The sequence below is a fragment of the Psychromonas sp. genome (assembly GCF_047632955.1).
Taxonomy (GTDB): domain Bacteria; phylum Pseudomonadota; class Gammaproteobacteria; order Enterobacterales; family Psychromonadaceae; genus Psychromonas.
The window spans coordinates 1-25,505 of the sequence record NZ_JBLIED010000003.1 but is presented as its reverse complement, the minus strand read 5'-3'; the positions used below and the strand labels follow the sequence as shown (position 1 = coordinate 25,505).

Annotated in this window: 25 protein-coding genes and 3 pseudogenes; 15 read left to right on the top strand and 13 right to left on the bottom strand. The window is 39.7% G+C overall.

The genetic code is table 11. From position 1 onward, the window contains the following. Positions 1 to 287: 287 nt before the first annotated feature. Positions 288 to 1,280 (top strand): permease, encoded by a 993-nt coding sequence (locus ACJAZP_RS03355; protein WP_415229320.1) that lies wholly within the window; start codon positions 288 to 290, stop codon positions 1,278 to 1,280. 99 nt (positions 1,281 to 1,379) lie between these two features. Then, complete coding sequence (locus ACJAZP_RS03350; RefSeq protein ID WP_415229319.1) at positions 1,380 to 2,081, top strand: type 1 glutamine amidotransferase; 702 nt, start codon at positions 1,380 to 1,382, stop codon at positions 2,079 to 2,081. Positions 2,082 to 2,193: 112 nt separating this feature from the next. Here ACJAZP_RS03350 and ACJAZP_RS03345 read toward each other — a convergent pair whose 3' ends face one another. After that, positions 2,194 to 2,334, bottom strand: coding sequence for a hypothetical protein (locus ACJAZP_RS03345; RefSeq protein ID WP_415229318.1), 141 nt, complete (start codon positions 2,332 to 2,334; stop codon positions 2,194 to 2,196). A 57-nt stretch (positions 2,335 to 2,391) separates the two neighbouring features. Here ACJAZP_RS03345 and ACJAZP_RS03340 point away from each other — a divergent pair, with 57 nt between their 5' ends. After that, positions 2,392 to 2,793: an ArsR/SmtB family transcription factor gene (locus tag ACJAZP_RS03340; protein ID WP_415229317.1), complete on the top strand. Its 402-nt coding sequence runs from the start codon at positions 2,392 to 2,394 to the stop codon at positions 2,791 to 2,793. Between the two features lie 188 nt (positions 2,794 to 2,981). Here the strand turns inward: ACJAZP_RS03340 and folE are convergent, their stop codons facing one another. From folE to ACJAZP_RS03285, 11 genes and pseudogenes are all read right to left on the bottom strand, one after another. Beyond that, a complete protein-coding gene (folE, locus tag ACJAZP_RS03335) occupies positions 2,982 to 3,623 on the bottom strand; it encodes a GTP cyclohydrolase I FolE (protein WP_415229494.1) in 642 nt (213 codons plus the stop codon). A 393-nt stretch (positions 3,624 to 4,016) separates the two neighbouring features. Beyond that, positions 4,017 to 4,190: pseudogene (locus ACJAZP_RS03330) on the bottom strand (Type I secretion system protein TolC); the annotation flags it as partial. 300 nt (positions 4,191 to 4,490) lie between these two features. Beyond that, positions 4,491 to 4,688: a hypothetical protein gene (locus ACJAZP_RS03325; protein ID WP_415229316.1), complete on the bottom strand. Its 198-nt coding sequence runs from the start codon at positions 4,686 to 4,688 to the stop codon at positions 4,491 to 4,493. Then, positions 4,688 to 4,876 (bottom strand): hypothetical protein, encoded by a 189-nt coding sequence (locus tag ACJAZP_RS03320; protein ID WP_415229315.1) that lies wholly within the window; start codon positions 4,874 to 4,876, stop codon positions 4,688 to 4,690. Before ACJAZP_RS03320 ends, ACJAZP_RS03325 begins: the two co-directional genes overlap by 1 nt. A 79-nt stretch (positions 4,877 to 4,955) precedes the next feature. Beyond that, positions 4,956 to 5,423 carry a DUF4234 domain-containing protein gene (locus ACJAZP_RS03315; RefSeq protein ID WP_415229314.1) on the bottom strand — a complete coding sequence of 156 codons (468 nt, stop codon included), beginning with the start codon at positions 5,421 to 5,423 and terminating at the stop codon, positions 4,956 to 4,958. A gap of 639 nt (positions 5,424 to 6,062) precedes the next feature. Continuing rightward, positions 6,063 to 6,344: pseudogene (locus tag ACJAZP_RS03310) on the bottom strand (hypothetical protein); the annotation flags it as partial. A 102-nt stretch (positions 6,345 to 6,446) separates the two neighbouring features. After that, on the bottom strand, positions 6,447 to 6,614 hold the full coding sequence (locus ACJAZP_RS03305; RefSeq protein ID WP_415229313.1) for a hypothetical protein: 168 nt from the start codon (positions 6,612 to 6,614) through the stop codon (positions 6,447 to 6,449). Positions 6,615 to 7,101: 487 nt separating this feature from the next. Next, positions 7,102 to 7,824, bottom strand: a complete 723-nt coding sequence (locus ACJAZP_RS03300; protein WP_415229312.1) for an FRG domain-containing protein — start codon at positions 7,822 to 7,824, stop codon at positions 7,102 to 7,104. A 186-nt stretch (positions 7,825 to 8,010) separates the two neighbouring features. Further along, the gene (locus ACJAZP_RS03295) at positions 8,011 to 8,577 is read right to left on the bottom strand and encodes a hypothetical protein (protein WP_415229311.1); all 567 of its coding nucleotides are present in this window, start codon (positions 8,575 to 8,577) and stop codon (positions 8,011 to 8,013) included. 121 nt (positions 8,578 to 8,698) lie between these two features. Further along, positions 8,699 to 8,878: a hypothetical protein gene (locus ACJAZP_RS03290; RefSeq protein ID WP_415229310.1), complete on the bottom strand. Its 180-nt coding sequence runs from the start codon at positions 8,876 to 8,878 to the stop codon at positions 8,699 to 8,701. Positions 8,879 to 8,913: 35 nt separating this feature from the next. Beyond that, complete coding sequence (locus tag ACJAZP_RS03285) at positions 8,914 to 9,081, bottom strand: hypothetical protein (RefSeq protein WP_415229309.1); 168 nt, start codon at positions 9,079 to 9,081, stop codon at positions 8,914 to 8,916. Positions 9,082 to 9,622: 541 nt separating this feature from the next. Here ACJAZP_RS03285 and thpR point away from each other — a divergent pair. The 6 genes from thpR (at position 9,623) to ACJAZP_RS03255 (ending at position 16,175) form a co-directional block, all read left to right on the top strand. Continuing rightward, a complete protein-coding gene (gene thpR / locus ACJAZP_RS03280) occupies positions 9,623 to 10,144 on the top strand; it encodes an RNA 2',3'-cyclic phosphodiesterase (protein WP_415229308.1) in 522 nt (173 codons plus the stop codon). A 75-nt stretch (positions 10,145 to 10,219) separates the two neighbouring features. Beyond that, the gene (locus tag ACJAZP_RS03275; protein WP_415229307.1) at positions 10,220 to 10,531 is read left to right on the top strand and encodes a hypothetical protein; all 312 of its coding nucleotides are present in this window, start codon (positions 10,220 to 10,222) and stop codon (positions 10,529 to 10,531) included. Positions 10,532 to 10,715: 184 nt separating this feature from the next. Next, positions 10,716 to 11,375: a TetR/AcrR family transcriptional regulator gene (locus ACJAZP_RS03270; RefSeq protein WP_415229306.1), complete on the top strand. Its 660-nt coding sequence runs from the start codon at positions 10,716 to 10,718 to the stop codon at positions 11,373 to 11,375. After that, complete coding sequence (locus ACJAZP_RS03265; protein ID WP_415229305.1) at positions 11,365 to 12,669, top strand: efflux RND transporter periplasmic adaptor subunit; 1,305 nt, start codon at positions 11,365 to 11,367, stop codon at positions 12,667 to 12,669. Before ACJAZP_RS03270 ends, ACJAZP_RS03265 begins: the two co-directional genes overlap by 11 nt. After that, positions 12,666 to 15,791: an efflux RND transporter permease subunit gene (locus ACJAZP_RS03260; RefSeq protein ID WP_415229304.1), complete on the top strand. Its 3,126-nt coding sequence runs from the start codon at positions 12,666 to 12,668 to the stop codon at positions 15,789 to 15,791. The genes ACJAZP_RS03265 and ACJAZP_RS03260 overlap by 4 nt, the downstream gene beginning before the upstream one ends. Positions 15,792 to 15,920: 129 nt before the next feature. Beyond that, positions 15,921 to 16,175, top strand: coding sequence for a YdcH family protein (locus tag ACJAZP_RS03255; protein WP_415229303.1), 255 nt, complete (start codon positions 15,921 to 15,923; stop codon positions 16,173 to 16,175). A gap of 263 nt (positions 16,176 to 16,438) precedes the next feature. Here ACJAZP_RS03255 and ACJAZP_RS03250 read toward each other — a convergent pair whose 3' ends face one another. After that, positions 16,439 to 17,062 carry a DsbA family protein gene (locus ACJAZP_RS03250; RefSeq protein WP_415229302.1) on the bottom strand — a complete coding sequence of 208 codons (624 nt, stop codon included), beginning with the start codon at positions 17,060 to 17,062 and terminating at the stop codon, positions 16,439 to 16,441. Between the two features lie 192 nt (positions 17,063 to 17,254). Between ACJAZP_RS03250 and ACJAZP_RS03245 the strand changes: the two are divergent. The 6 genes and pseudogenes from ACJAZP_RS03245 to ACJAZP_RS03220 form a co-directional block, all read left to right on the top strand. After that, positions 17,255 to 17,911: pseudogene (locus tag ACJAZP_RS03245) on the top strand (MFS transporter); the annotation flags it as partial. A 671-nt stretch (positions 17,912 to 18,582) separates the two neighbouring features. Next, positions 18,583 to 19,164 carry a restriction endonuclease subunit S gene (locus ACJAZP_RS03240; RefSeq protein WP_415229301.1) on the top strand — a complete coding sequence of 194 codons (582 nt, stop codon included), beginning with the start codon at positions 18,583 to 18,585 and terminating at the stop codon, positions 19,162 to 19,164. A 39-nt stretch (positions 19,165 to 19,203) separates the two neighbouring features. After that, positions 19,204 to 20,724 carry a type I restriction-modification system subunit M gene (locus tag ACJAZP_RS03235; RefSeq protein ID WP_415229300.1) on the top strand — a complete coding sequence of 507 codons (1,521 nt, stop codon included), beginning with the start codon at positions 19,204 to 19,206 and terminating at the stop codon, positions 20,722 to 20,724. Beyond that, positions 20,714 to 21,883: a restriction endonuclease subunit S gene (locus tag ACJAZP_RS03230; RefSeq protein WP_415229299.1), complete on the top strand. Its 1,170-nt coding sequence runs from the start codon at positions 20,714 to 20,716 to the stop codon at positions 21,881 to 21,883. Before ACJAZP_RS03235 ends, ACJAZP_RS03230 begins: the two co-directional genes overlap by 11 nt. An 18-nt stretch (positions 21,884 to 21,901) precedes the next feature. After that, a complete protein-coding gene (locus ACJAZP_RS03225) occupies positions 21,902 to 23,047 on the top strand; it encodes a PD-(D/E)XK nuclease family protein (RefSeq protein WP_415229298.1) in 1,146 nt (381 codons plus the stop codon). After that, positions 23,044 to 25,505, top strand: a 2,462-nt coding sequence (locus ACJAZP_RS03220; protein ID WP_415229297.1) for a type I restriction endonuclease subunit R, incomplete at its 3' end; no start/stop codon positions are given. The genes ACJAZP_RS03225 and ACJAZP_RS03220, both read left to right, overlap by 4 nt.

The window sequence follows — 25,505 nt, the reverse complement described above, 5'->3', positions numbered from 1 at the left end:
GTACGGGACACCCAATGGTTTAAAAAACTTAACTTATTGATTTAATTAAAATCAGTAAGTGGGTGTCCAAACCTTCCCATCCAAATTTCCCTAAAATTCCCTAAAATTTCCACGTTACGGTAGTTCATCAGCATGAAAAAAAGCAACAATCATTTTTAAAAATAAAGTTCTGATAATCTCATATCAGTTATCTAACATATGTATTAAACACAACAAAACACTTGCATGAATGCGCAAGTGATCATATATTATCGCTAATTGAAATTTAACAGAGAGATAATATAAGTATGGATAAATTAACGATTGCACTAAATGAATTCATTCATGTGGGTGGCGCGCTTGTTGTGATAATAGGTGCCGTTTCTATTTTAACCGGATTTATGCGTGAGTATATTCCACAAGATAAATTACAAAAAAAACTAACCAAGCATGAGAAATGGGGACCTTTATTTGCCGCTTTACTGGGTATGTTAACGCCATTTTGCAGTGCCTCGGTTGTTCCTGTCTCAATGGGGATGGCAAGCATGGGAGTGTCGCTTGGCACTGTTATGAGTTTCCTGATCTCAGCACCTCTTTGTAATTTCATTGTATTAGCAATGATTTATGTCGCATTTGGCTTAAAACTGACAGCTTATTATCTGTTGATTACTTTAACAGCGGCTATTTTGGGCGGTTGGTTTATTAGCAAGACACCTTGGAGGAATGAAATTAAACGAGATGGAGAGCTCAATAATAAAAAAACACCACCCGCTTGCTCTGCATCTACACCTAAAACTCAATGTGCTTCAATGCCTAAACTTGTGCAAACCTGTGGTAGTGCGAATATAGGCAATGAATCAGTGGGTGTTCTGTCTATCGCAGAGATCGAACCAAGTAAGACTGTCAGTGCATTACGTTTTGCGATGGCTCTATTCAAAAGGATTATTCCTTATGTGTTACTAGGCGCATTGATAAGCGGTGTATCGGCAGCTTATTTGCCATCAGAGTTAGTTGCTGAATATGTTGGTGGTGACAATATCTTTTCTATCGTTCTTGCAGCGGTCATTGGTGTGCCACTCTATTTACGTATTGAAATGGCTATTCCACTTCTTAAAGTGCTAATTGTAAAAGGAATGGGAATTGGACCTGCAATGGCGCTTATTATTGGCGGAACTGGCGCCAGCCTTCCCGAGATTGCAATTGTTTCTTCTCTCCTAAAACCAAAAGCTGTGATTGCATTTGTTACGATTATATTGACAACCGCCATTATTGGTGGGCTTTTATTTCAATATGTAATCTAAAAACAAGTCAATTTGAGGTGCCTCTTCTCGATTTATTAGAGCGTGGGTTTTGTCATTAACCAACGTTAGTTTGAATAATTTTGTTTTATTGGATTTATTATGAAAATTGGGATTTTACTTTGCGGTGATGTACCGCCCTCTTTAGTCGAAGAGTTTGGTAATTATGCAAGTTGCCTACAAAGACAATTAAATTTAAACCGTTACGGTGATGTGACTATTTGGAACCTGTATGAAAAATCAGAATTACCCGAACATACTGACATATGCGATGTTTACATTATCGGCGGCAGTCCTGCTGGGGTTAATGATAATTTGGATTGGATCAATGCATTGGCAGGATTTATTCGCAACGTTTTTTGTAAAGGAAAAAAGCTTTTTGGTATTTGTTTTGGACACCAAATTATTCATCATGCACTAGGTGGTGTTGTGGCACGATCCCCTGATGGTTGGGGGATTGGTCCTTATAGCGTCACTTTTTTACAAAACTTTGAAAAAATAAAAACAGGAACCCCCCTTTCTCTGTTGGCAATACATCAAGACCAAGTCGTTGAGCCAGCTAAGTCTTTTAATGTCGTTGCTGGCAATTATTTTTGTCCAAATTATATGACTAGATTTAAAAAACAGGTATTAACCATTCAGGGGCATCCTGAATTTAACTTTCTTTTCTTTTCCGCTTTAATAAACCAGAGAAAAGATATCTTATCGAAACAAGCTTCAAACGCTCCCTTTGAAGAAGGCAATAGCTCTGCGGATAGCCGTTACTTTAATACCATGATTAACCTATTTATTTTTGAACGATAGAGGTAGTTGTTAATGAACGGAATATTACTTACAGAAACAGTAACAAAAATAGCCACTCGATTAAGCAAATTGTGTGCTTATTGCTATATATATAAACTGCTTTTAACACTTATTAATAGGGGGAGTTATCCGAACTGACAAAGAGTGGCCGTAACATTGCATTGTTAGGTATTTTCTGTCCTTTTTTCTGGTACGCTTTATTTTCAGGAGCAGATTCATCAACACTTTTGCTTAATGCGGTACATTCAGGCATCGTTTTCTTAATTGGAGTTGTTATAATGTTTGTCAGTTTTAAAAAGAACAATAAAAAATGAATAATGAACGATATATCGATGCTTTAAAGGCCTTGGCTGAACCACATAGATTGCGCCTATTCTGGTTACTAATACATGTTGATCAACGTATTACGGTTGCTGAAGCGATGGATGTGACTAAAGATTCGCAATACAATGTATCGCGCAACTTAAAAATGCTTTATAAGGCTGGGCTGCTCACCCAAGAAAAATGTGGCAAATGGGTTTATTACACGCTTGCACAACAAAAACTTCCTTATTGGTGTTTTCTTGTCGAGTCTGTGCGGGCTCTTCCTTCTGCTGGTTTCTCTGATGTATCTTCACGTTGTATCAAACGATTAGCAATGCGAGTAAATAATCAATGTGTAGTGGGCCCGAATAGTGATGAGTGGCTAAACCAGTTGTTACATGATAAATAATGAATCTAAGCTTTGATCATAAGCCGTGGCCAGTGCAGATTGATCGTGTAATGACAAAGCAAAAGGCTAAGGGCCGTGGCAATACAATAAAACAATTATAATACAACAATAGGGATGTTATGACTTTTGGATTAAAAAATCAGCCTCTTACTATAATGTAAAAGGCTGGTATAGAATCGGCAAGTTATTTATGGATGTAAAAACTCATGGCGAGTTGCTGGGTTTGATTTAAAAGTACCACCAAGGGACGTGGTCGTTGTTGAACTGGTTGAGTCCATGACACCACGAGATTTAACACAATAATGTACCGCATCTATTTTAACGGCAACATCTTTCGTTTCCAGCAAAGTTTGTAAAGCAACGAGAATCTGCTGTGTTAAACGCTCTTGTACCTGCGGTCGTTGCGCAAAGAAACGCACAATGCGATTAATCTTAGATAAGCCAATAATATTTTTCTTGGGTAAATAGGCGACCGTTGCTAAACCATCAATGGTCACCAGATGATGTTCACAGGTACTTATCATAGTGATGTCATTGACCTTAACCATTTCATCGAAATGCATTTTATTCTGGATGACGGTTATTTTAGGAAAGTTAGCGTAATCTAACCCTGAAAATATCTCATCAACATACATTTTTGCAATACGTTTAGGTGTCTCGGCTAAACTGTCATCGGTTAAATCTAATGACATTAGCTTTAAAATCTCTCGCATATGCGATTCTATCTTCACTTTACGTTCTTCAGGACTATATTGAGTAGGCGTCATTGGGGTTTCTAATCCACGCTCCATGAGAGCATCGCGTACTTGAATCGCTGATTCACTTAACATTACTGCTGATTTTGACATATTTCCTCTATTAATAAATAACCTTAATCAATAAAATTATTTGTATAGTCATATGGATATTTGCTGAAGCTGGACTATTTGTACTGAATAACATGTGCATTTCAGTACAAGCCATAACGATGAATATTATTTTGCGATGATTATAAATCAAAAGATGAAGAAGAAGTGAAATACCACCTAATTCTTCGGTTTAACATTATTTATGGCTGGAAAGTTTATTGCTTTATCGTTTAATGGATAAATTTAAATAGCCAAGCGCACCGTAGACGACTGCCACTTGCGCTGATCCAATAACCCTACATGAGTAAAGAACAAAATAATGCAAAATGAAAGACTTGACCCCAGAGCCTCCACAGAGCCTCCAGAGCCTCTGGTAAAAATAGAAGTTAAAGACTGTAGGCGTTCGACCATCCATTGTCTGCGATGCTCAAAGCTTTTTCCGCTGAATCTATCTTCGCCACATAAAAAAGCACGACGTACACAACGGGAAATACAATGATAGTAAGGCGTATCAACCAAGGAAATCTGTGTTGCACGATATTGCGTCATAATGAGCTCCTAATCATTCAAAACAGTGTCTGAATGAAATATAGGAGCGGATTAATACTTAGTCAATTAGGTGGGTGTCCAGCTATTTGTTCATTTTTGTACAGCTATTTTTGCAGCTATTTTTGAGGAACACCATTGTTGGCATAAACAGGCGTAGAGATTGCCAATGTAACAACTAAAATAATTTTATGAAATTTAATATACTTCCTTTCGTGGGTAACACCGCATTCACTAGCGAGTAAGATAGCGTTGTTTTTGCTACTCTTTCTTTTAGCAAAAAAACGCTATAATTGTATCGAATCAGCGGGCAGAAATTTGTTGTTTTTTTGTATTATCGATAGGCCAATCTTTATGGGCTAAATAAAGTAAAGCAATAAAGTTAGCTACTGGAATTAAGAATAAAATACCCATTCCCCCCTTGAAGCCGGCTCTAGAAAATATACGCCAACCTGCAAAAGCGATTAACGCCCAAATAGTAATAAGAATAATATAACCCATTATAATTCTTCCCTAAATCGAGGCCATTCTATAAAAGCTAAATACAGCAAGAATGCAAGATTCAATGCTGGAATCCAAAAAACGAATTTTGGAGTGTCTTTAAAGCCTGCTTTAGAGTAAATTTTCTCTATTGCATGTCCACTTGCAAACCAAATTGCTAATACAATTACTATTTCTACTACTGCCATACTATTCTCCTTTATTGATTGGTGGTGAAAAACTAACGCCAGCAGTAAACGGCGTATCACGGTTGATTTGATTACCTAGTTAGCTATCGGTTGCAGGTTCTTGACCTGTTAATATTTGTTGCTTTCTTTGAGCTTCAGGTAAATCATTTATGCAGTAATTGATGTAATACACTGTTAGAAAGAATGCATAAAAGGTATTCATTCTTAAGTCTATTTTATGCTCAGTTAAAGCGTATTCTTGCAATGCACTTTTAGCTCTAAATGACCAAACAATATATAAAACCCATGACGCAATTGAAACTAAACCTGCAATAACGTCAAACATTTCGTCTCCAAGATTTGATAATGTACCACCAAGCCCGATACAAATAGCTATCCAAGTTAAAAAAGTATTATCCGCTATTTTTTTGGAAGTTACTTTTTCTAACTTTTGAGTGTTGAGGAATATCCATATTATTGGATAGATACCAGCCGTCGCTATTGTTAAAAGAATAAAGTTTAAAGTTTTGGTGTTGATAGTATCTTTTAGTTCCGTGATTGTTGACATAATGTCACCTTGTTATTGATTAATTTGGCTTGAAAGCTAATGCACTGTTTAGCTTTATGATAAAGGTTTGTCGTTATAAAGATCACTTCCACAACCACTTAAGATAAAAGAGAAATTGAAATGATTTTTTTCATATGGGACATCCTGTTTATTGTGTTATTTTATTGTTTGTGTTCTATGTTCAGTAAATAATTAGTCGATGGTATTGTGTCTCCTTACTTTGAACCAGTTAATAAAAAAGCTAACAGCTTTATAAGCATCACTCGGAACAAAAATCGGCGCTGCCTCTCTCATAAAAAATGATCACAATAATATCTATTTAACATCACTAAATCAATATTTTAAGTAAAAGCTTAGTGAACTTTTACTTAAATATAGATATTAAGGTGCCACTTATCCGATTTTATAAAAAGATCCTAACCTGTTAATTTACAAACTAATTTAAGGAGCCCCGAATATCACATGCAGGATGATGCTTATCACTGATAAAATCATTAAAATAGCACCCTAAAGATCAACGGAGAACTCCTTATTATAAGTTTCCTCAGCGATTTTAAGCAGGTATGAGTATGCGAAACTTGTGCATCGATGGTTCATATCAGGGGCAATAAAAGTAATCTTTTGACTGGCATTCCCGTGAATGCGTTCATGGGCAGAAGTGTATTCAGAGGACTCGATGCTATTGGCCATTTTGGCGCGTATTGGGTTTAAATCAACGTAAGCCATGCAGGTGAGCAACGCATTTTCATCTAATAGAGCCTGTGATTTAAAACGCCCTTCCCACCAATATTTAGGGAGAATATTGGAACAGCTTTAGCTGGCCCGCAGGGTGAGCGCCATGGATGGCAGCGAATAGAATCGACCCGCGCAATTGTCTTCTTTATTCGCTTTACGGGCGATAAATTCATTAATACTGCGCATACTAATTTATCGGGAATAAATTAGAACAGCTTTAGCTGGCCCAGAGGGTGAATGCCAAGGATGGCGGTGAATCAACCAAGAGATATCCATTAACCTTTCTCGTCATCTATCGATGACCGCTTTTACCATTAATGACTGCCCTTCAGATAACCCTCCGCTTGCCTGCCATTGGCTTACCAATGTTGGCATTGAATAAAGACAACTCCAACGCAGACAAACTTCTTTATCGGTTAACTCACTGTTTTCTAATTCATTAACATGTAAAACCAAATGCCTTTTATTTTAACTACGGGGATTAGACATAATGGCATAAGCTCAGATATCCATATTAAAAATAAAGGTTAAAAATGGAGGTTAAAACTGTAGGCGTTCGACCATCCATTGTCTGCGATGCTCAAAGCTTTGTCCGCTGAATCTATCTTCGCCACATAAAAGAGCACGACGTACATAACGGGAAATACAATGACAAATTTTTAGGGAATAAATTTGAACAGCTTCAGCTGGCTTCGAAGAAGTGAATAACAGGGATGTTATTCATAAAATAAGGCGTATCAACCAAGGAAATCTGTGTTGCACGAGATTGCGTCATAATGAGCTCCTAATCATTCAAAACAGTGTTTGAATAAAATATAGGAGCGGATTAATACTTAGTCAATTAGGTGGGTGTCCAGTTATTTTTCGTTTTTTGCGGCTTTTTGTTTTAGCAAAAACCGCAACAACTGTATCGAGTCCGAGTGCAACGCCTTGTTAACTATATTTAACTTATTCCAAACTGTTTTTTTAAAAAAGAACTAAGCCCATAATGGTCAGGAAACTGACTGTAATAATCAATACCAAATAACTGCAGATAAAGTTTCAATGGTTCTATCAAATTAACTGGGATGTCAATTTTTTTCACTGCAGCGGGGCATTGCTTTTCGATACTATCTTGGGATTTACAATGCACAGTAAATCGCCCTCGTTGAGCAGCAATGCGACGATTACTATGAGGTGGTTGAATCGAAAATGGTTTTGTAAACTGACTCTCTCTCAATAAAATTTTTGAAACATCAAAATTTTTATTATAATTAGCCGTATGAGAATTCAACTGAGCAGTATCATAAACAATTGAATTATGGGTGCTTTGCTGACTCAACTCATATGGATCTAGTAACCAAATACAAGGAGATGGAGAATTTCCATTTAAAGCAAAGAATAAGGCAGTACCTAATGATGTAGTCCAATCCAACATCCTAGTAGGTAACCCGTAATGTTGCATATCTAAAAGAAGCGCCCAGTCTTCTTTATTACTATTATTGATAGCTGCAACATTAGCTTTATATTCATAAAACAGCCCTATCTCATTTATATCCTGAGCGCGATAGATAGTTGGTACCAATTCATAATTGGTTTCGGAATGGCCTCTATACCAAATGTCATCATGAGGCAGTAACGTTCTTGACTCGGAAACTATTTTATTGAAAAACGCTTCTATTTTCATATAACCTTTATATAGTTAACGAGGCTGTAGAATTTCTCCATCTTCAGAAAAAACACAATTTCTCTAAATTTAATTTACTTTTTAAAACAACAAGTTAAAAAGTATAAATTTTGATAAATTTATAAAAAACAAGTTATTCTACAGCCTCAACGCCGCGCTAAGCGGACTAAAAGAGCCTTGTTAGCATTATAGATTATTAACATCTACACGTTCAACATCCTGAGACAGCCTATCTAAAAACATGCATAAAGATGAAAATAGAACATCAAATGAATACCGAACACCAATTAAGGATATTAAATTTTTGTTGTCTCTAACAATACCATTATCTTGAAAAGCTTTATTTATACTTTCCCAAAATGCTTCTTCCAATTCAGGGTTTTTATTCAGGATCCCCTGCATTTTACTTCGGTTTTGCTCACTATCAAGTTGTGCATCAGTTATTCGATGAGCAAAATCATTTCTAATACTTTTAAAGAGTTGTAATTGCTCTACAGCGTGTGCTTTAAGAAAACCTAATCTATAACACATTTCAATTTTAGCGGAAAAACTACCAAGCGGTGCATATGCACCACTTACTAATTTATCTGCTTTTTTCAAAGGAGGAAGTAGGAAGGAAAGAATTAAATTTTCGAGAGTAACATCAAGAATTGAGCCAGCTAGTATGACAGCCCCTCTGTCACTCTCGGATGAAATGAGAATATGATATTTAGAAAACAAATCGCCACTTTCTTTATCTACGATATCAGACATAATAATTCCCTATAGTGCTAACGCCGCAATAAATGGCGTTTTGGATTGGCGGTGTTTTTGCGGCTTTTTGCAAAAACAGTGACAAGACTAAAACGTCCGATTTAATTGCTTTGTTATGTGTTTATTGCTGATCTTCTGGTAATGCGTGAGTTTGGAAATAACCATTGGAACGCCGAGTTATTGTATTACGACAATAAGGGCAAGTTATGTCTTCTGATTCCTTTGAACCTGGCATTTGCCCACCTGACTCAGTGACTTGATAATTTTTTTTACAACTACCGCACTTTTCTACTTCTGACATTTAATACTCCTTTAGGCAATCGATGTATTACTAGCTTATGACTTTTCACTTTCGACTTTATCTTTAGGTTGAAAGTCGGACCACCAAGCTATATGGTCACAGTCCATACATATTAAATCTTGTGTATCTTGCCCCATTATTTTCTCTTTAGCAGGGGTACTCGTTGAACCACAATTTGGACAAACAGCTCCGGCACGTTTCATATAAACCTCTTTTTGTTGTTAATTAAAAATTCACTAGCAATGGACAATACTGACACATAACAACTTATAAGCATCACTATGCACGAAAATCTGTGCCACCTATCTTATAAAAAATAATCATAATAACATCTATTTAACCTCAATAGATCAACGCGTTAAATAAAAGTTTAGTAAATTTTAAATTTAAGATAGTTGTTAAGGTGCCACCTCCCTCATTTCAAATAAAACACCCTAACCTGTTAATTTATAAATTAAATTTAAAACCTCTAAAATATGCCCTGCTGGGTGATACTCATCACTGATAAAATCATTAAAATAGCACTCTACAAATCAACGAGGTGACTCATTAATATAAGTTTCCTCGTAGATTTTAAGCAAGTATCAAGTATGTGAAATTGGTACATCAAGGGTTTCTATCGAGTGCAATAAAAGTGGTAACTGAAATGGGGTTATGCTTAACTTAAATTTCAAGCACCTTCGCATCTTGTTGAAAAGAACAGCCGGATAACCAGCAGAATAAATATTAAATTGAGTGGTTAAAATGACAAAAAGACTTTTTCTGGGCATCGCATTAAATAAACAACAGACTCAGCAGCTCTGTGAACTACAGGCAAACTTTGACTCAACCGTCAGGCTGGTTAGTGCGACAAATTTACACATGACCCTGGTTTTTTTAGGGCAAGTCGATGCTGAAACTGAACTTCAACTTGAGCAGCAAATTTCACTGATGTTTAAACCCAAGTTCACCCTGTCGCTGGATACATTAGACCATTGGGCAAGGCCAAAAGTACTCTGCCTGACGGGTCAATGTGATGATCCGGTATTATTGACACTCGCTAAAAACTGCGCGGCACTGTTATCTCAACATCAATTGCACGACGAAAAACATCCTTTTACGCCTCATATTACTCTGGCAAGAAAGGCTAAACATTTGCCCGAAAACATGCCAACCATGACCATTAAGCCGCTTTTGTTAGCACCCACAGCTATCCATCTGTTTCATTCCCAAAGCACAACAGAAGGTGTTAAATATCAAATTTTACGTTCCTGGGACCTTGAATAGGGGCAACAGCTGACATAATGGTTCAAATTAAGTTATTCTTAGTATTCTTCTCTCTTTAGACAATGAACAGGTTTTATGAACAATCCAGAAATTACAAAAACACAGCTGATTACCCTTCTAAACAATTGGGGTGAAAAAAAAATATCATCGCAGCAACTGCAGGACTGGATGATTACATTCTACGATCCGCCGGAAGTTGTTATTGGACCTAGCGAGCCAGAGTGGACGCAGGCAGCAATGAACATCATTATGAATGAGTATGAGATAGCTAAAATAAGCAAGTACCGTATTGAAAATTATGCTCTGGCGATTGCTTTTGCGCAATGCACCGAGGAGACTTTTAATCAAACCAAACATCTTTTTATCTATGACGGTTTTTCTGACTGAGTTGATAAAAAACTACTTCAAGATACAAATTCAAAGCCTGGCTACAGATAACATCTTTTAAGTTAAATAATCATTAAATTCTGCAAATGCAGAATAAATGAGGAATATTATATTTACACTTTTGCTTGCTGATTGGTTTATTATATTCTTCAATTGAAGAATTAATTCAGCAAGGTAATATTGGATGATAAAAAATCACGTCGGTAGACCTGCCACTAAGACGGACAATCGCGCCAAATTGATCACAGCGGCACGCACACTCTTTGTTGTTAATGACTATGACAAAGTATCGATTCGTGCGATTGCCGCACAGGCAAATTTAGATCCCGGCCTGATCCGTTATTATTTCAAATCGAAGTTAGGTTTGTTTAATGCGATGCTTAAGGAAATATCTGATCCTCTGATGGCGCAGTTTAGTGTCGTTGCTGATCAGCTCAGCGATGAAACCCCATATATTATCATGCAGTCCTACTACCGGATAATGAGCCATAATCCGGATTTCCCCAAATTAATCTACCGAATTGCTTCAATGCAGCCTACAGACGTCAATCAAGAGTTAAAGAATATCCTTAAGAATATTTTACAGCCGAAAAATTTAAACCTGTTTTCGCGTTTACAGAATAACGGTATTTTAGACGACAATGTTGATCCTAAATGTGCGTATCTATCTTTTTTCAGTATGATGATATTTCCTTTTTTAATGCCAAATTTATTTAAAACTGCGATGGATATTACTATCGCCCCTGAGTTTATGGAGCATCTTGCAGAGCAGAATAACCAACTTTTACATCAGGGTATTTTTACCAGCAAAACCACCAACAAGGACGATTTAAATGACCAGTAATAAAAAACGCTTTGTATTCCCGGGCATCATTTTAGGTGTGGTGGTTTTGTTTGCGGCAATCACGCTAAAACCCTCTCCAAAATCACAAGAAAATGTTGATAAAGCGCGTTTAGTTGAGGTCCTGGTATTAAGTAAACAAAACAGCGCGCCTGAGGTTAAAGGCTTTGGCCGAGTATCCCCCAAGAATAGCTGGCAGGGCATTGCCGAAGTGAGCGGTAAAATTATTTATCGTCATCCGGCGCTTGAAAGCGGTCGTTTTGTGCCCAAAGGCACGCTGGTATTGGCCATTGATCCTCTTCAATATGAATTGAAAATAGCGCAGGCGCAGGCCAATTTAAATTCATCGCAAGTGCAATTAGGACGAATTGACCAGGAGCAGCAGAACATCAATGCCAGTCTCAGTATTGAACAACAAAAACTGAGTTTATCGGTTCAGGAATACAAACGACAATCATCACTGAAAGAACGAAATCTGATTTCCAGTTCGAATCTGGAAAAAGAAAAAAAGACATTACTGGCGCAGCGTTATCTGGTGCGCGAATTAACCAGCCGACTTGAATTATTACCCGATGATAAAAAAGTTATTCAAGCACAAATCAGCGTCAATCAAGCTTTATTGGCAGAGACCCAAAGACAGTTGGAAAACACCCGTTTTATATTGCCTTTTGATGCTCGAATTGCCGATGTTAATATCGAGCAGGCACAAGCGGTGAGCAGCGGCGCGGTGTTGTTTGAAGCCTACCAGCCGGATATTATGGAAGTTGAAGCGGCACTGTCACTGCAGGATGCAAACACGCTGCGGGCGAGTATTTCATCAACTTTTGATGATCAGTCAGGCTCCGTTGAAAGACTCAATCTTAAGGCCAGTGTCGAGCTGTTAATTGGCAATAAAACACACAGCTGGCCTGCAAAATTGACCCGTATTGCTGAAAAAATAAATCCGGATCAGGCGACTGTCGGTTTCTATTTAGAAGTGACTCAGAATATGAGCGATAAGCAGCTGCTCACTAAGGGCATGTTTGTCACCGCTAAAGTGCAGGGATTTGCATCACCACAGTTTTTAGTGCCCGAGAAAGCACTGCATGGCAGCCGAATTTATGTGATGGACAAAGCTAACAAGCTGCGAATAAAACCGGTCACCATTCTGTTTAGAAACGATCAAGGTGTTGCCGTTTCCGGTGAAATAAATGCGCATGAAAGATTAATTTTAAATGACCTGATTCCGGCTATTTCCGGAATGAGTCTAAAAACAGCAGAGATGGATTCAGCAGTATCCGAGGAGAATGTTCAGTGATCCAGTATTTCACTCGTCATCCAACCCTTGCAAATCTGATCATGTTAAGTTTTTTTGTATTAGGTTTAAGCGGTCTTAATTCCCTGAAACGGGAAACCTTTCCTGAATTTACGCCTCCTTATATTATTGCCACGGTGATTTATCCGGGCGCCTCTCCCGCTGAAGTTGAACAAAGTATCTGCCTGCGACTGGAAGATGCCATTGACGGTTTAAGTAATATTGAAGAAACAACATGTGATGCTCAGGAAGGCAGCGCATCGCTCAAGGTTAAACTTGGCGGAGACGTGGATATTGGCCGCAGCTTGGTGGATATTCAAACCGAAATTAATGCCATTCAAGATTTCCCCAGCCAGATTGAATCCCCTACTGTTAAAGAATTAGACTGGGCAGAACCAGTCATTGATATTGCCATTTCCGCCGACACCAGCATGCCTGATTTAAAAGCCTACGCCGAGCACTTAAAACGCCGTTTAAAAATAGATGCCGACGTAGAGCTGGTGACTATTAGCGGTTTTTCTGATCACCAGTTACGTATTGAATTGAATGAAACAGATATGCGCCGTTTAGGACTGACGGTCGCAAACATAGCCGATAAAGTTGGTCGGCAAAACATCAAGATGCCGGCCGGAACGATTGAACTGCCCGATAAAAATTTATTGATTCGTTTTGACGAGCGTAAATTAACCCCGGCAGAACTGGGTAAAATCATCATTTCATCGACCATCGATGGCGCAGTGGTTCGCCTTCGAGATGTTGCCTCCATAACCGATGTTTTTGAACTTGAAGAGGCTTATACCCTTTTTAACGGCAAACCCTCGGCGATGCTCAAGATTCAAAAAAATAAAGCCGGTGATGCGCTGCGTATTAAAGCAAGAGTACAGACTTTTGTTGAGCATCAGCAACTGTTAGCCCCCGAAGGCGTCACGCTGACGCTGACCAACGATTTGTCCTCTTTACTGCAGGATCGTCTCAGCATGCTGTTAAAAAACGGCCTGCAGGGGATCATCCTGGTGTTCTTTTCGATGTGGTTATTTTTCTCCTTGCGTTATTCTTTTTGGGTCTCAGCCGGACTGCCCGTGGCTTTTCTGGGCGGCCTGTTTGTGATGAGTATGTTTAGCATCTCGATTAACGTCATGACCCTGGTCGGTTTATTGATGGCAGTCGGCATTATGATGGATGATGCCATTGTTATCGCTGAATCGGTGGCGGCCCATGTTGAAAGAGGTCTTTCGGTGGATCAGGCTGTGATCAAAGGGGTCAAGAAAGTGGCGCCAGGTGTTATTTCATCCTTCTTAACCACTATTTTCATTTTCGGCAGCCTGCTGTGGTTAGACGGTCAAATGGGACAAGTACTCTCGGCAGTGCCGCTGGTTTTGATCATCATATTGACAATCAGTTTGGTTGAAGCCTTTTTGATCCTGCCCAACCACTTGAGTCATTCCCTCAATGCCAGTAAAAATGATCAACCGCCGCTTAAATTTAAACGTATCTTTTTAGAAAAGTTCGAGCACTTTCGCACTCACTCTCTGGTGAAGATGGTGACTTTTGTGGTTAAGTGGCGTTACGCAAGCTTAGGCTTAACGTTTGGTGTTTTACTGATATCAATCGCGTTACTTGCCGGCGGAATAGTGAAGTTTTCGCCCTTTCCAAAGTTAGATGGCGATATCGCCGTAGCGCGTATTATTTTACCGCCCGGCTCAACCCTGGAGCAGACTCAGAAAACCGTTGAACATATTATCAGTGCGGCAAAATTAGTTGGTGAGCGTTATACCCAGGAAAAAAATGAACCCTCGCAACTGGTTCGGGATATCACCGCGCAATATAATTTTAATGCCGATGCCGGTGAAAAAGGGCCGCACGTGGCAACCGTACGTTTGGACTTGCTGTCGGCGGAAACTCGCCATTCATTGATTGAAGAGTTTATTGGAGACTGGCGGTTAAAAAGCGGAGAAATGGCGGATCCGATCGTCACTGTATTTAAACAGCCGTCCATGGGCCCTGCCGGTCGAGATGTTGAAGTACGGCTGCAACATGATGATTTAAATACGCTTAAAACAGCATCAGTAGAACTGCAGAGCTATTTACATGAATTTACCGGAGTTAACGGTATTCTCGATGACATGCGTCCGGGTAAGGAAGAAATCTTAATTAAACTGAAAGATGGCGCAGAAAGTTACGGTGTAGACGGTCAAATGGTTGCCAATCAGCTGCGCGGTGCATATTTTGGGCAAACCGCCGATGAAATTCAGGCCGGACCGGAAAACATTAAAATTCAAGTGCGCTTAAATAAAGATCAGGCGGCAAGCATACAAGCGCTGGGTAATTTCCCCATTATACTCGCAGACGGTAATCAGGTACCGCTTAACGCCGTGGCAACCTTTGACTATGAACGCTCCTTTGTGAGAATTCAGCGCATTAACAGCCAGCGCACCATCACCGTAATGGCCGATGTTGACAATAGTAAAGCTAACGGCACAGAAATAATGAATAAAGTGCAGACCCTTTTTATTCCGAAGCTGCTCCTGAAATACCCGGGATTAAGTGTGGATCTGGAAGGTGCCAGCAAAGAGTCGGCTAAAACCGCCAGTTCTTTTATAAAAGGTTTTTCTATTGGGCTATTTGGGTTGTTTGCAATTTTAAGCTTTCAGTTTAGAAGCTACCTGGAGCCCTTGGTGGTTATGCTGGCGATTCCATTGGCCTTAATTGGTGTTTTTTGGGGTCATTGGTTAACCGGGAATAATCTCTCTATGCCTTCTATTTTAGGTTTTGTGTCACTCGCCGGGATTGTGGTGAACGATTCCATTTTATTGGTGCAGTATATTCGCCACCATATTGATATTGGTGAGAATATTTATGAATCCGTTGTGAAAGCCAGTCGCGATCGATTCCGGGCGGTATTTTTAACCTCGCTGACAACCGCTGCCGGTTTATTACCCCTGCTGCTTGAAACCAGTTTACAGGCTCAGGTTGTTAAACCTATTGTGATCTCCATTGTGTTTGGTATTTTTGCCTCTACGCTGCTGGTACTGTTTATCATTCCAAGTGCTTATGCGGTGCTTGCAGATTTTGGTTTAATACATAAACATCAAGAATTTAAGGAAACAATTAGTGCAAAAAAATAACAATCTCTTGAGTAGTTTTTTCGGGCATAATTATTTTGTTACATAGATCTATAAAACAACGCAAACCGGGAGATTCTGAGATGGGGAGTGCTATATTGAAGTTACTATTATTTGTCACGAGGAATCAATATGCTCAATGAAAACCATGCACTGATTATCGACTTTCCCGAGTTCAAAAAAGACATTGTTCAGTTAACCCACCACGATCCTTTGTTTAAAGAAAAATCACAGCAGTATCACGAATTGGATTATAAAGTTCGTCAGCTGGAAATAATAGGCACTCCAACTGATGATCATCACATGACTCAGCTGAAGTTGGAAAGAGCCAAATTAAAAGATTTATTATATCGACAATTAAAAGGTCATCACGACGAATTAGTGTAAAGGTTTTTTATACATTATCTATTAGACGGGCCCTGCCCTGAAAAATTAACCATGGCGCCGGGATAAGATCCACAGCGTCATTCGTAAAGCGAAACTAAAACCACATGCGGCTGTTTTACTTATAATTTAAAGCCTGACATATCATTATCCGAAGATGCCAGACGGACCTTTTACGGACGTCTGGTCTGATAGCGGACTACTCTAACATCAGCAACTGATCATAATTTTCGACTGCGATTGAACATGAATTTTATGTTCAATCTTCAGCTTGCCAGAATTTCTTTTACTTGTGCCAGTGCGCCACGGTGATCCTTATAATCCAACGCAATGGGATGCAATTGGCCGCGATGCGACAACACCATTGAAGGGAAACCCTGAATAGGCAGACTTCGCGCTAATGATAACTGCTGATTAAATTCATTGTTCAATTTTTCCGAGCTTAAATCAGTGCTGAACTGCTCAACATTCAAACCAAGTTCTTCCGCCAAAATAACATGAGTTTTAATATCAGAAGGGTTCATCGCGCGTAAATAGTAGGCTTTCTGCAGGGCAATATTCATTTCATGCATGGCATTTTGCCAGCTTGCTGCCAGCACTGCACGACAGGCCGGGTAGGTTGAGCGTCTCGGGGTGTTTTCTGACCAGAAATCAAAATTAAACTCTGTGCCGAGGAGATTACTGATTTTCTGCCAATAACCGCTAATGGCCTGTTGCTGATCCATGGGCATAGGCACATCACTGTCCGGTGCAAGGCCCCCTAATACATATTCAACGGGCAGTAACTCAGAAAGATGCGCCTCTAATTTTTGCCATTCAGGCAAATGTGCCCAACACCAACTGCACATCGGATCGTGCACATAATAGAAAAGGCTTTTATTGCTGCTCATAACGGAAACTCCTTAATGACAAATAATGCGCGCTTAATACCGGTGCGCATAGATAAATAACATAGATAAATAAGCCCAATCATAACTGAATAATCCTTAAAGGTAAGAAACACCTGTATTTATTACTAACCAAGTCATAAACAATTATTGTAAACTGAACTTTCTATTGCACATCGACACATGGACAGAATGATGAATAAAAACCCGCAAACGCTGCTGTTATGGATGACTTTTATCATGTCTCTGGTGTTTTCCGTGTGGCAGGTGTTATTGAATAATTTTGTTATCGAACAGGCACAATTTAGCGGTGCAGAAATTGGCATATTACAAAGTTTGCGCGAAATCCCCGGCTTTTTAGCCTTCACTGCTATTTTTATTTTAGTGTTTATTCGCGAACAACTGTTTGTCATTCTGGCGCTCGCAGTGATGTGCATCGGTGTCGCGATTACCGGATTCTTCCCCGCCGTCCTGGGGCTATACTTAACCACCGTATTAATGTCCATTGGCTTCCATTATTTTGAAACCGTTAACCAATCCCTTACCCTGCAATGGATTGATAAAAAAGATACCGCGGGATTTTTAGGTAAAGCGCTGGCCTGGCGCTCCGCTGCGGCACTTTCAGGTTATGCGAGTATCTGGCTTGTAATGACCTGGCTGAAACTGGATTATGTCTGGATGTACGGATTAATTGGCTGCTTGGGTTTGTTGATGGTCGTGACAATGGCCTTTTACTTTCCCAGATATGATGTGACTGAAATCCAGCATAAAAAAATAATATTACGCAAAAAATACTGGTTATATTACCTGCTCACTTTTTTATCCGGCGCCAGACGACAAATATTTATGGTCTTACCCTTATCTTCAACAAAAAACTTTAAAATATCCAAATTATTTCCCCTAAAGCTTATATACATTGCATCGCAGAGAGTTTCAAAAAAAAATATTGCTTACAATTTTGACTGATTTTGTAAAACATTATCTATTTCGATTAAATCAACCAAAATAACCACACAAAAAGAGTAATATCCTTTACAAAAAAATCCTCTTATTTGCACTGTAGTAAATGATAATTAATTGCACTATGTTAATTGTATAACAAAGTATGGAAAGTCCACATAGATAATTGCCATATTAATTACCCCCCCTGTTCTCGTCAAGATTCTACGGAAGGGAGACTGCAGTAAAAAGCATCCGGATATTCAATCATTACGCAGAGCAACAGACATCAATCAATAAGCAAAAAATCTAACTCACCCGGTGTCCCGTTGCCCTTTATAAATTACAAATGAGAGGCCAAAGGAACATAGCCACTTCATTCGTGATTTTAGATTGCCAGAGTAAAATAATCAGTATGTTCCTGTCAATATTTTTTGCAATATTTAATTACTGCATTTTATAGTTGACTAGTATTTATATCTGCGCCAAGATACTATTTCATAAATTAATGAAATGTCATTAGCGCTTGAATAAGAGGCAACTGGCAGTACTAACGCACACATAAAAAAGGCTAAATTAACTCAATGAATACAATGCTTTGCGATATTGCAGACATTCGCCCAGGGCATCCGTTTCGTGGCACTATTGCGCCAGTGAAAGATGGTGAAATTCATGTAGTACAGGTTCGAGATGCCGATTTAACAGGTGAAATAGTTCAGGATGAAATGATCACAACCAACTTGCCGGGTAAAAAACAGCCTGATTGGTTGCAGGACGGTGACGTGTTATTTGTCACCAAAGGTGCCAAGAACTTTTCCGCCTTGGTTGAAAACTTACCAACCACAACCGTTTGCTCTCCGCATTTTTTTTTGGTGCGTTTAAAGCCGAAAATGAGAAACAAGGTATTGCCAGCCTTTATTTGCTGGCAATTAAACCAACTCCCTGCCCAGCGCTATTTCCAGGCAACAGCGGAAGGCTCCCTGTACGTCAGCATACGCAGACAAGTATTAGAAAACACCCCCTTTGTGCTGCCGACAATGGAAAAGCAACGCCAGTTAGTCGCGCTGCATCGCTGTGCAGTGAAAGAGCAAAAAGTATTACAACAGCTTATTGATAACAGGCAACAGCAGCTTGATGCCATCGCTATCGATCTGCTTAGCCAATAATTTAACGACCAAAGAATTTATTATTAAGGAATAAAAACAATGCCGAATAGCCAAATAAATCAGGATGATATCAATAAGGCAGTGTGGGCCGCCTGTGACACTTTTAGAGGAGTAATAAGCGCGGACACCTACAAAGATTTCGTACTGACCATGCTGTTCTTAAAATACATCTCCGATGTATATAGAGACGATCACGCCAAGTTAGTCGAACAATACGGTGATAACCCGGCACTCATTAACGCCATGATGGCAAAGCAGCGCTTTGTGCTGCCCGACGGTGCCAGCTTTTGGCATTTATATGAACAACGCCATCAAGCCGGTAACGGCCAGCGTATTGACCAGGCACTGCATGCCCTTGAAGAAGCCAACGGCACTAAACTGCAAAATGTGTTCCAGGATATTAGTTTTAACACTGACAAACTCGGCCAAGAAAAGCAAAAGAACGAGCTACTGCGCCACTTATTAGAAGACTTTGGTAAAGAGATCCTTAACCTAAGTACAAGCCGTGTAGGAACCTTAGATATTATTGGCAACGCCTACGAATACCTGATCAAAAATTTTGCCGCAGGCAGCGGCAAAACAGCGGGCGAATTTTATACGCCACCCGAGGTCTCCGACTTACTGGCCACCATCTTAGAGCCCCAAGAAGGCGACCAAATATGCGATCCCGCCTGTGGTTCAGGATCGCTATTAATGAAATGTGGGCGCATGGTGCGCAACAACTTCAATGGCTCTAAAAAGTACGCTTTGTTTGGCCAAGAATCCATTGGCTCCACTTGGGCACTGGCAAAAATGAACATGTTCCTGCACGGTGAAGACAACCACCGCATTGAATGGGGCGATACCATTCGTCACCCTATGTTGTTAGACAAAGAAGGTACTGGCTTATTACATTTTGATATCGTAACAGCCAATCCCCCGTTTTCATTGGATAAATGGGGCCATGCTGATGCCGGCAACGACCCCTATGGCCGCTTTCGCCGTGGCATTCCACCCAAAACCAAAGGTGACTATGCTTTTATCAGCCATATGATTGAAACCCTCAAACCTGAAACAGGCCGTATGGGTGTTGTGGTGCCGCACGGGGTGTTATTCCGAGCATCATCTGAAGGTAAAATCCGTCAGCAACTGATTGAAGAAAACCTGCTCGATACTGTGATTGGTTTACCTGAAAAACTGTTCTTCGGCACCGGCATTCCTGCTGCGATTCTAATCTTTAAAAAGCATAAAACCGATAACAAGGTATTGTTTATCGATGCCAGCCGTGAATATAACAAAGGCAAAAACCAGAACGAATTAACATCGGAAAATATTCAAAAGGTTATCAACACCTACAAAGATCGTGAAACGACAGATAAATATTCCTACCTTGCCAGCTTTGATGAGATTAAAGAAAACGACTTTAACCTTAATATTCCACGCTATGTGGATACCTTTGAAGAAGAAGCAGAGATTGATTTAATGGCGGTGCGTACTGAGCGTGTTGCGCTTAAAAATGAACTTAATACGCTCGAAGCAGAAATGGAAGGCTACTTAAAGGAGTTAGGTTATGGTGCCTAGTGGATGGGAGCTAAGTAACGTATCCGAAATATCTGATACTGCAATGGGTTATGCTTTTAAAAGTTGCGATTTTGTAACAGATGGAATGCCGTTAATACGGATGGGAAATCTCTACCAAAATCAACTGCAGCTAGATCGTAATCCAGTTTATTTGCCTAATAGTTTTGCTAAGGAGTACTCTCGTTTTGTTCTCCGTTCCGGAGATTTAGTGATGTCTATGACTGGCACTATGGGGAAACGAGACTATGGGTTTACGGTCAAAATACCAAAGGGGACACCCGACTCTCTACTAAATCAACGAGTAATGAAATTTGCAGCTAAAGAAAACACCTTAATTTCATTCCTCTTATATTTACTAAAAAGCGAATATGTTTTAAACCGTCTCTATGCTTTCCCTGGCGGAACAAAGCAAGCTAATTTGTCAGCTAAACAGGTCGGTGAAATACCATTTTTTCTTCCACCCCTCCCCGAACAAAGAAAAATCGCTGAAATCCTATCTACATGGGATAAAGCGATTAGCTCCACCGAGCGTCGAATCTACAACAGTCAACAGCAGAAAAAAGCCCTGATGCAACAATTGCTGACAGGGAAAAAACGCTTTTCTGAATTTCAAAGTGGTTGGTTATTTGGTAGCTTTACAGATTTATTCAAAATAGAAAATGACAAGAAAACACAAATTAAATCTTCTGAATATTGTGAAACTGGCAAAACACCTGTTATTGACCAAGGAAAATCCAAAATTGCAGGGTATTCAGACCATACTTTTATTTACACGAACATACCTGCAATTATTTTTGGTGATCATACGAGAATTATTAAATGGATTGATTTTGCCTTTGTTATCGGTGCTGATGGAACGCAAGTACTCAAAACAACGAATAAATTATTTCAAAAATTTGGATATTTTTTGCTGACCAACACGAATATTCCGAATTTAGGTTACAGCCGTCACATGAGGGAACTAAAAAAAAATGATTTTAAATATCCTTCTGATATTAAAGAACAACAAAAAATCGCCTCCGTGCTCACGGCTTCTGATAAAGAAATTGAACTTTTAGAACAACAACTTAGCGATTTAAAACAAGAGAAAAAAGCCTTAATGCAGCAGTTATTGACGGGTAAACGACGAGTAAAAATTAAGGAGGTAGAAGCTGCATAGCGGTTTCTTATTAACGATATGGATATCAAAAAATCACAAGATCTAGTAGATAAAGTGAGACAACTGCCGATCATTGAGCGTGAAAAAACCGTGTTTGATATTGGAGTTCGCGGACACTTTGAAAACCCAACAACCGAAGTGCTGGCCTTTTTCTGTGATGCGTCGGCAGAGCACGGGATGGGCGATTTAGTGATTAATAGCTTTATTTCCCTGCTTAAAGATAATGGCTTAGATATAGCTGACACGCCGGTTTACGCAACGCCAGAGAGAGAGGTAGTCACCGAAACAGGCAAGCGAATAGACCTGCTGCTCAGTTCCGATCAATGGATACTGGTTATTGAAAATAAAATCTGGCATGACCAAGTAAATCCATTTAAGGACTACGAAAATTATGCAGATAAGCTGGTTGAAAGTGATGAACATAACGACAAGAAACCCCTATTTGCTGTGCTTTCGCCACAAGGTAAGGTGGATAATCCCAAGCTGAACCCCCGCTGGGTTGGTGTTTCCTACTTTGATTTAATTCAAAAAATTAAAACCAATCTACACCAACACTTCTTTGATAAACCATTTAACAAATGGTTACTGATCCTTAAAGACTTTTTACTGCATTTGGAGAACCTTATGAGTGGACAAAAACAAGATGAGTTGCATACACAATTTGCTTTAGAAAATTTGCCTGATATCGGCAAAGCTTGGCAGTTGCTGGGTAATAGCCTGATAAATATTAAAGAGCAGGTCATCTCTGAAACGTCTGAAACACTGGATTGCTCGCTAATCTGTCAAAAGCACTCTTGGTTCGGCATCCCCTCTTTTAAGTACATTATCAATGGGAATCAAGTTGAACTTGTTTTGTTCGGCTCAAGTGATGGTGTAGGTAACGACAAGCTAGGCAATAATCAGCTTAACGATGGAAAGTTTCTCTTTATCCAGGTTCATGTACCCAAAAATCACTCAGATCAACTTTACCAGCAGATAGCCAGCAAACTCAAAATGAGCATTGTTAATCATTGGGATGATAATAAGACCCGTTATTTGAGGTGGCCTGTTACTGATTTATCTTCAACAGCTATTGTCGGTGAAATGGTTTCTACACTGTTTATTATCCATGAAGAGGAACAAGAGTGCATAAATTCTACCCTTATGCTTAAGGAGTCAGTGTGACTCAGCAAATAGCCAACTTCAAAGAAGAATCCAGTGCCAAAATCCCTGCATTAACCCTGTTAACCAATTTGGGGTATCAGTTTATTCCGCCTGAAAAATGTGAAGCGTTACGCGGCAGCAGCTTTTCAAGCAACTCGTTATCTGACAAAAAATCCACGGGTAAGGTCTTGCTATTACCCGTGATGCGCGCCTTTTTAGCCAAACAAACCTTTGGTTTTGCAGGTAAGCAGCATCCTTTATCCGAAGCCGCCATTGATAAAATTATGCATGAGCTTAACCCTGCCATGAACTTAGGGTTAAAGACGGCGAATGCAAAGATTTACAATGCGATGACCTATGGTGTGGGTGTCACTGAATTTATTGATGGTAAAAAAACCTCACCGACCATTCAGATAATTGACTGGCATAATATCGATAACAACCAGTTCCACTTTACTGAAGAACTCATGGTACAAAATAGCGAAGGGACGGGTAATCGCATTCCTGATATTGTCTGTTTTGTAAATGGGTTGCCGTTGGTTGTTATTGAAGCTAAACGCCCGGACTCAAACAAAGAGGGTAAATCAACTTGCTCTGAAGCGGTATCCCAGCAGATTCGAAATCAAGGGCAAGCAGAGATCCCTCACCTCTTTGCCTATAGCCAGTTATTGCTTAGTGTAAACGGCCACCAAGGTTTGTATGGGACTTGCGGTACGCCTGAAAAATTTTGGGCTAAGTGGAAGGAAGAACAAATTATAGAAGCGGAGTTTGTTCGCTTAAAAAATAAAAATCTGAGTGTTGAACAGTTAGCGGCCATCTTCAACCACCGTCCTAATTCTGCCAGAGATGAATACCTCTCGTTGCTTGCTGCGGGTGATTTAACCGTCACCGATCAAGACCGACTGATTGTCAGCTTATTACGCCCGGATCGTTTGCTGGAAATGACGCGCTTATTTACTTTGTTTGATGATAAAGCAGGCAGAATTGTTGCACGATACCAGCAATTTTTTGGCATTAAGGCATTGCTTAAGCGCATCAATTCATTTGATGCAATGGGCGCACGTGAAGGTGGTGTTATTTGGCATACAACGGGTAGCGGTAAGTCATTTACTATGGTGTTTTTATCAAAAGCGCTGATATGGCTGGAAGAACTTGCCCAATGCCGAGTGATCATGGTAACAGACCGTGTGGATTTGGAAGATCAATTAAGCCGTACCTTTGCATCCAGTGGCGTATTAACAGATCGTGATAAAAAAGATGCGATGGCAACTTCAGGTAAACGCCTTGCGGAGCAAATTGGTAAGGGTAATGAACGGGTTATCTTTTCAATCATCAACAAGTTTGGCTCTGCTATTAAACAAAAAGCATGCTTTAACGACAGCCCGAATATTATTGTATTGGTGGATGAAGGTCATCGTAGCCAAAACGGTGAAAACAACATTCGAATGCTGCAAACATTGCCCAAAGCGGCGTTTATCGCTTTTACGGGTACACCACTGTTAAAAGATGACAAGACTGAGAACAAGTTCGGTAAAATCATTCACTCGTATACTATGCAGCAAGCCGTGGAAGATAAAACCGTAACACCACTCTTATATGAAGAGCGTATTCCAGAGCTTAACGTCAACGATAAAGCCATCGATGCATGGTTTGAGCGCATGACAGCAAAGCTCACTCCTGAGCAAAAAACTGACTTAAAAAGAAAATTCTCACAGAAAGGCCAGATATATCAAACTGAAGGTCGTATTGAGTTGATCGCCTATGATATTTCGGATCACTTTCAAAACTTCAAACAGCAAGGCTTAAAAGGCCAATTAGCTTGTGACTCTAAAGCGTCTGCCATTCGTTATAAAAATGCCTTAGATAAGATTGCTAAAGTCACCTCGGTTGTGGCTATGTCAGCACCGGATACCCGTGAAGGCCATGATGTCGTTGACCAGGAAAGTAAAGATATTGTGCAAAACTGGTGGAAAAAGAATGTGGCGCAAACCTATGGAGGTGATGAAAAAGCCTACACCAAAGCTATTATAGAAGACTTTAGCCGTGATGATGGGCCCGACATCATGATAGTGGTTGATAAGCTTCTGACAGGCTTTGACGAGCCTAAAAACACCGTACTTTACATAGACAAGCCGCTTAGAGAGCACAACCTTATTCAAGCTATTGCTCGCGTTAACCGACTACACAGTAAAAAGCAGTTTGGTTATTTAATTGACTATCGTGGCATCTTAAAAGAACTGGATACTACTATTGAGAAGTATCAAGATTTGGCTGAACGTACCCAAGGCGGCTTTGACGTTGACGATATCAAAGGTTTGTATAACAGCATGGATACGGAATACAAGAAGTTACCAGGGTTTTATAATAACCTTTGGGCAATTTTTTCCGACGTTAACAACAAGCAAGATTCGGCCGCACTTCGCCAGGCATTAACGCCAAAAGTCAATGAGGTTGAGGGTCAGTTCGTTGATACCAATCT

Bases quoted from the DNA above. Each gene is read 5' to 3' on its own strand.
- ACJAZP_RS03275 (WP_415229307.1), top strand. From the start codon at position 10,220: ATGAACAATCCAGAAATTACAAAAACACAGCTGATTACCCTTCTAAAC.
- ACJAZP_RS03350 (WP_415229319.1), top strand. From the start codon at position 1,380: ATGAAAATTGGGATTTTACTTTGCGGTGATGTACCGCCCTCTTTAGTC.
- ACJAZP_RS03340 (WP_415229317.1), top strand. From the start codon at position 2,392: ATGAATAATGAACGATATATCGATGCTTTAAAGGCCTTGGCTGAACCA.
- ACJAZP_RS03235 (WP_415229300.1), top strand. From the start codon at position 19,204: ATGCCGAATAGCCAAATAAATCAGGATGATATCAATAAGGCAGTGTGG.
- ACJAZP_RS03355 (WP_415229320.1), top strand. From the start codon at position 288: ATGGATAAATTAACGATTGCACTAAATGAATTCATTCATGTGGGTGGC.
- ACJAZP_RS03290 (WP_415229310.1), bottom strand. From the start codon at position 8,878: ATGTCAGAAGTAGAAAAGTGCGGTAGTTGTAAAAAAAATTATCAAGTC.
- ACJAZP_RS03315 (WP_415229314.1), bottom strand. From the start codon at position 5,423: ATGTCAACAATCACGGAACTAAAAGATACTATCAACACCAAAACTTTA.
- ACJAZP_RS03345 (WP_415229318.1), bottom strand. From the start codon at position 2,334: ATGCCTGAATGTACCGCATTAAGCAAAAGTGTTGATGAATCTGCTCCT.
- ACJAZP_RS03250 (WP_415229302.1), bottom strand. From the start codon at position 17,062: ATGAGCAGCAATAAAAGCCTTTTCTATTATGTGCACGATCCGATGTGC.
- ACJAZP_RS03225 (WP_415229298.1), top strand. From the start codon at position 21,902: ATGGATATCAAAAAATCACAAGATCTAGTAGATAAAGTGAGACAACTG.
- ACJAZP_RS03255 (WP_415229303.1), top strand. From the start codon at position 15,921: ATGCTCAATGAAAACCATGCACTGATTATCGACTTTCCCGAGTTCAAA.
- ACJAZP_RS03240 (WP_415229301.1), top strand. From the start codon at position 18,583: ATGAATACAATGCTTTGCGATATTGCAGACATTCGCCCAGGGCATCCG.
- ACJAZP_RS03270 (WP_415229306.1), top strand. From the start codon at position 10,716: ATGATAAAAAATCACGTCGGTAGACCTGCCACTAAGACGGACAATCGC.
- ACJAZP_RS03295 (WP_415229311.1), bottom strand. From the start codon at position 8,577: ATGTCTGATATCGTAGATAAAGAAAGTGGCGATTTGTTTTCTAAATAT.
- thpR (WP_415229308.1), top strand. From the start codon at position 9,623: ATGACAAAAAGACTTTTTCTGGGCATCGCATTAAATAAACAACAGACT.
- ACJAZP_RS03300 (WP_415229312.1), bottom strand. From the start codon at position 7,824: ATGAAAATAGAAGCGTTTTTCAATAAAATAGTTTCCGAGTCAAGAACG.
- ACJAZP_RS03265 (WP_415229305.1), top strand. From the start codon at position 11,365: ATGACCAGTAATAAAAAACGCTTTGTATTCCCGGGCATCATTTTAGGT.
- ACJAZP_RS03325 (WP_415229316.1), bottom strand. From the start codon at position 4,688: ATGGGTTATATTATTCTTATTACTATTTGGGCGTTAATCGCTTTTGCA.
- ACJAZP_RS03285 (WP_415229309.1), bottom strand. From the start codon at position 9,081: ATGAAACGTGCCGGAGCTGTTTGTCCAAATTGTGGTTCAACGAGTACC.
- ACJAZP_RS03230 (WP_415229299.1), top strand. From the start codon at position 20,714: ATGGTGCCTAGTGGATGGGAGCTAAGTAACGTATCCGAAATATCTGAT.
- ACJAZP_RS03320 (WP_415229315.1), bottom strand. From the start codon at position 4,876: ATGGCAGTAGTAGAAATAGTAATTGTATTAGCAATTTGGTTTGCAAGT.
- folE (WP_415229494.1), bottom strand. From the start codon at position 3,623: ATGTTAAGTGAATCAGCGATTCAAGTACGCGATGCTCTCATGGAGCGT.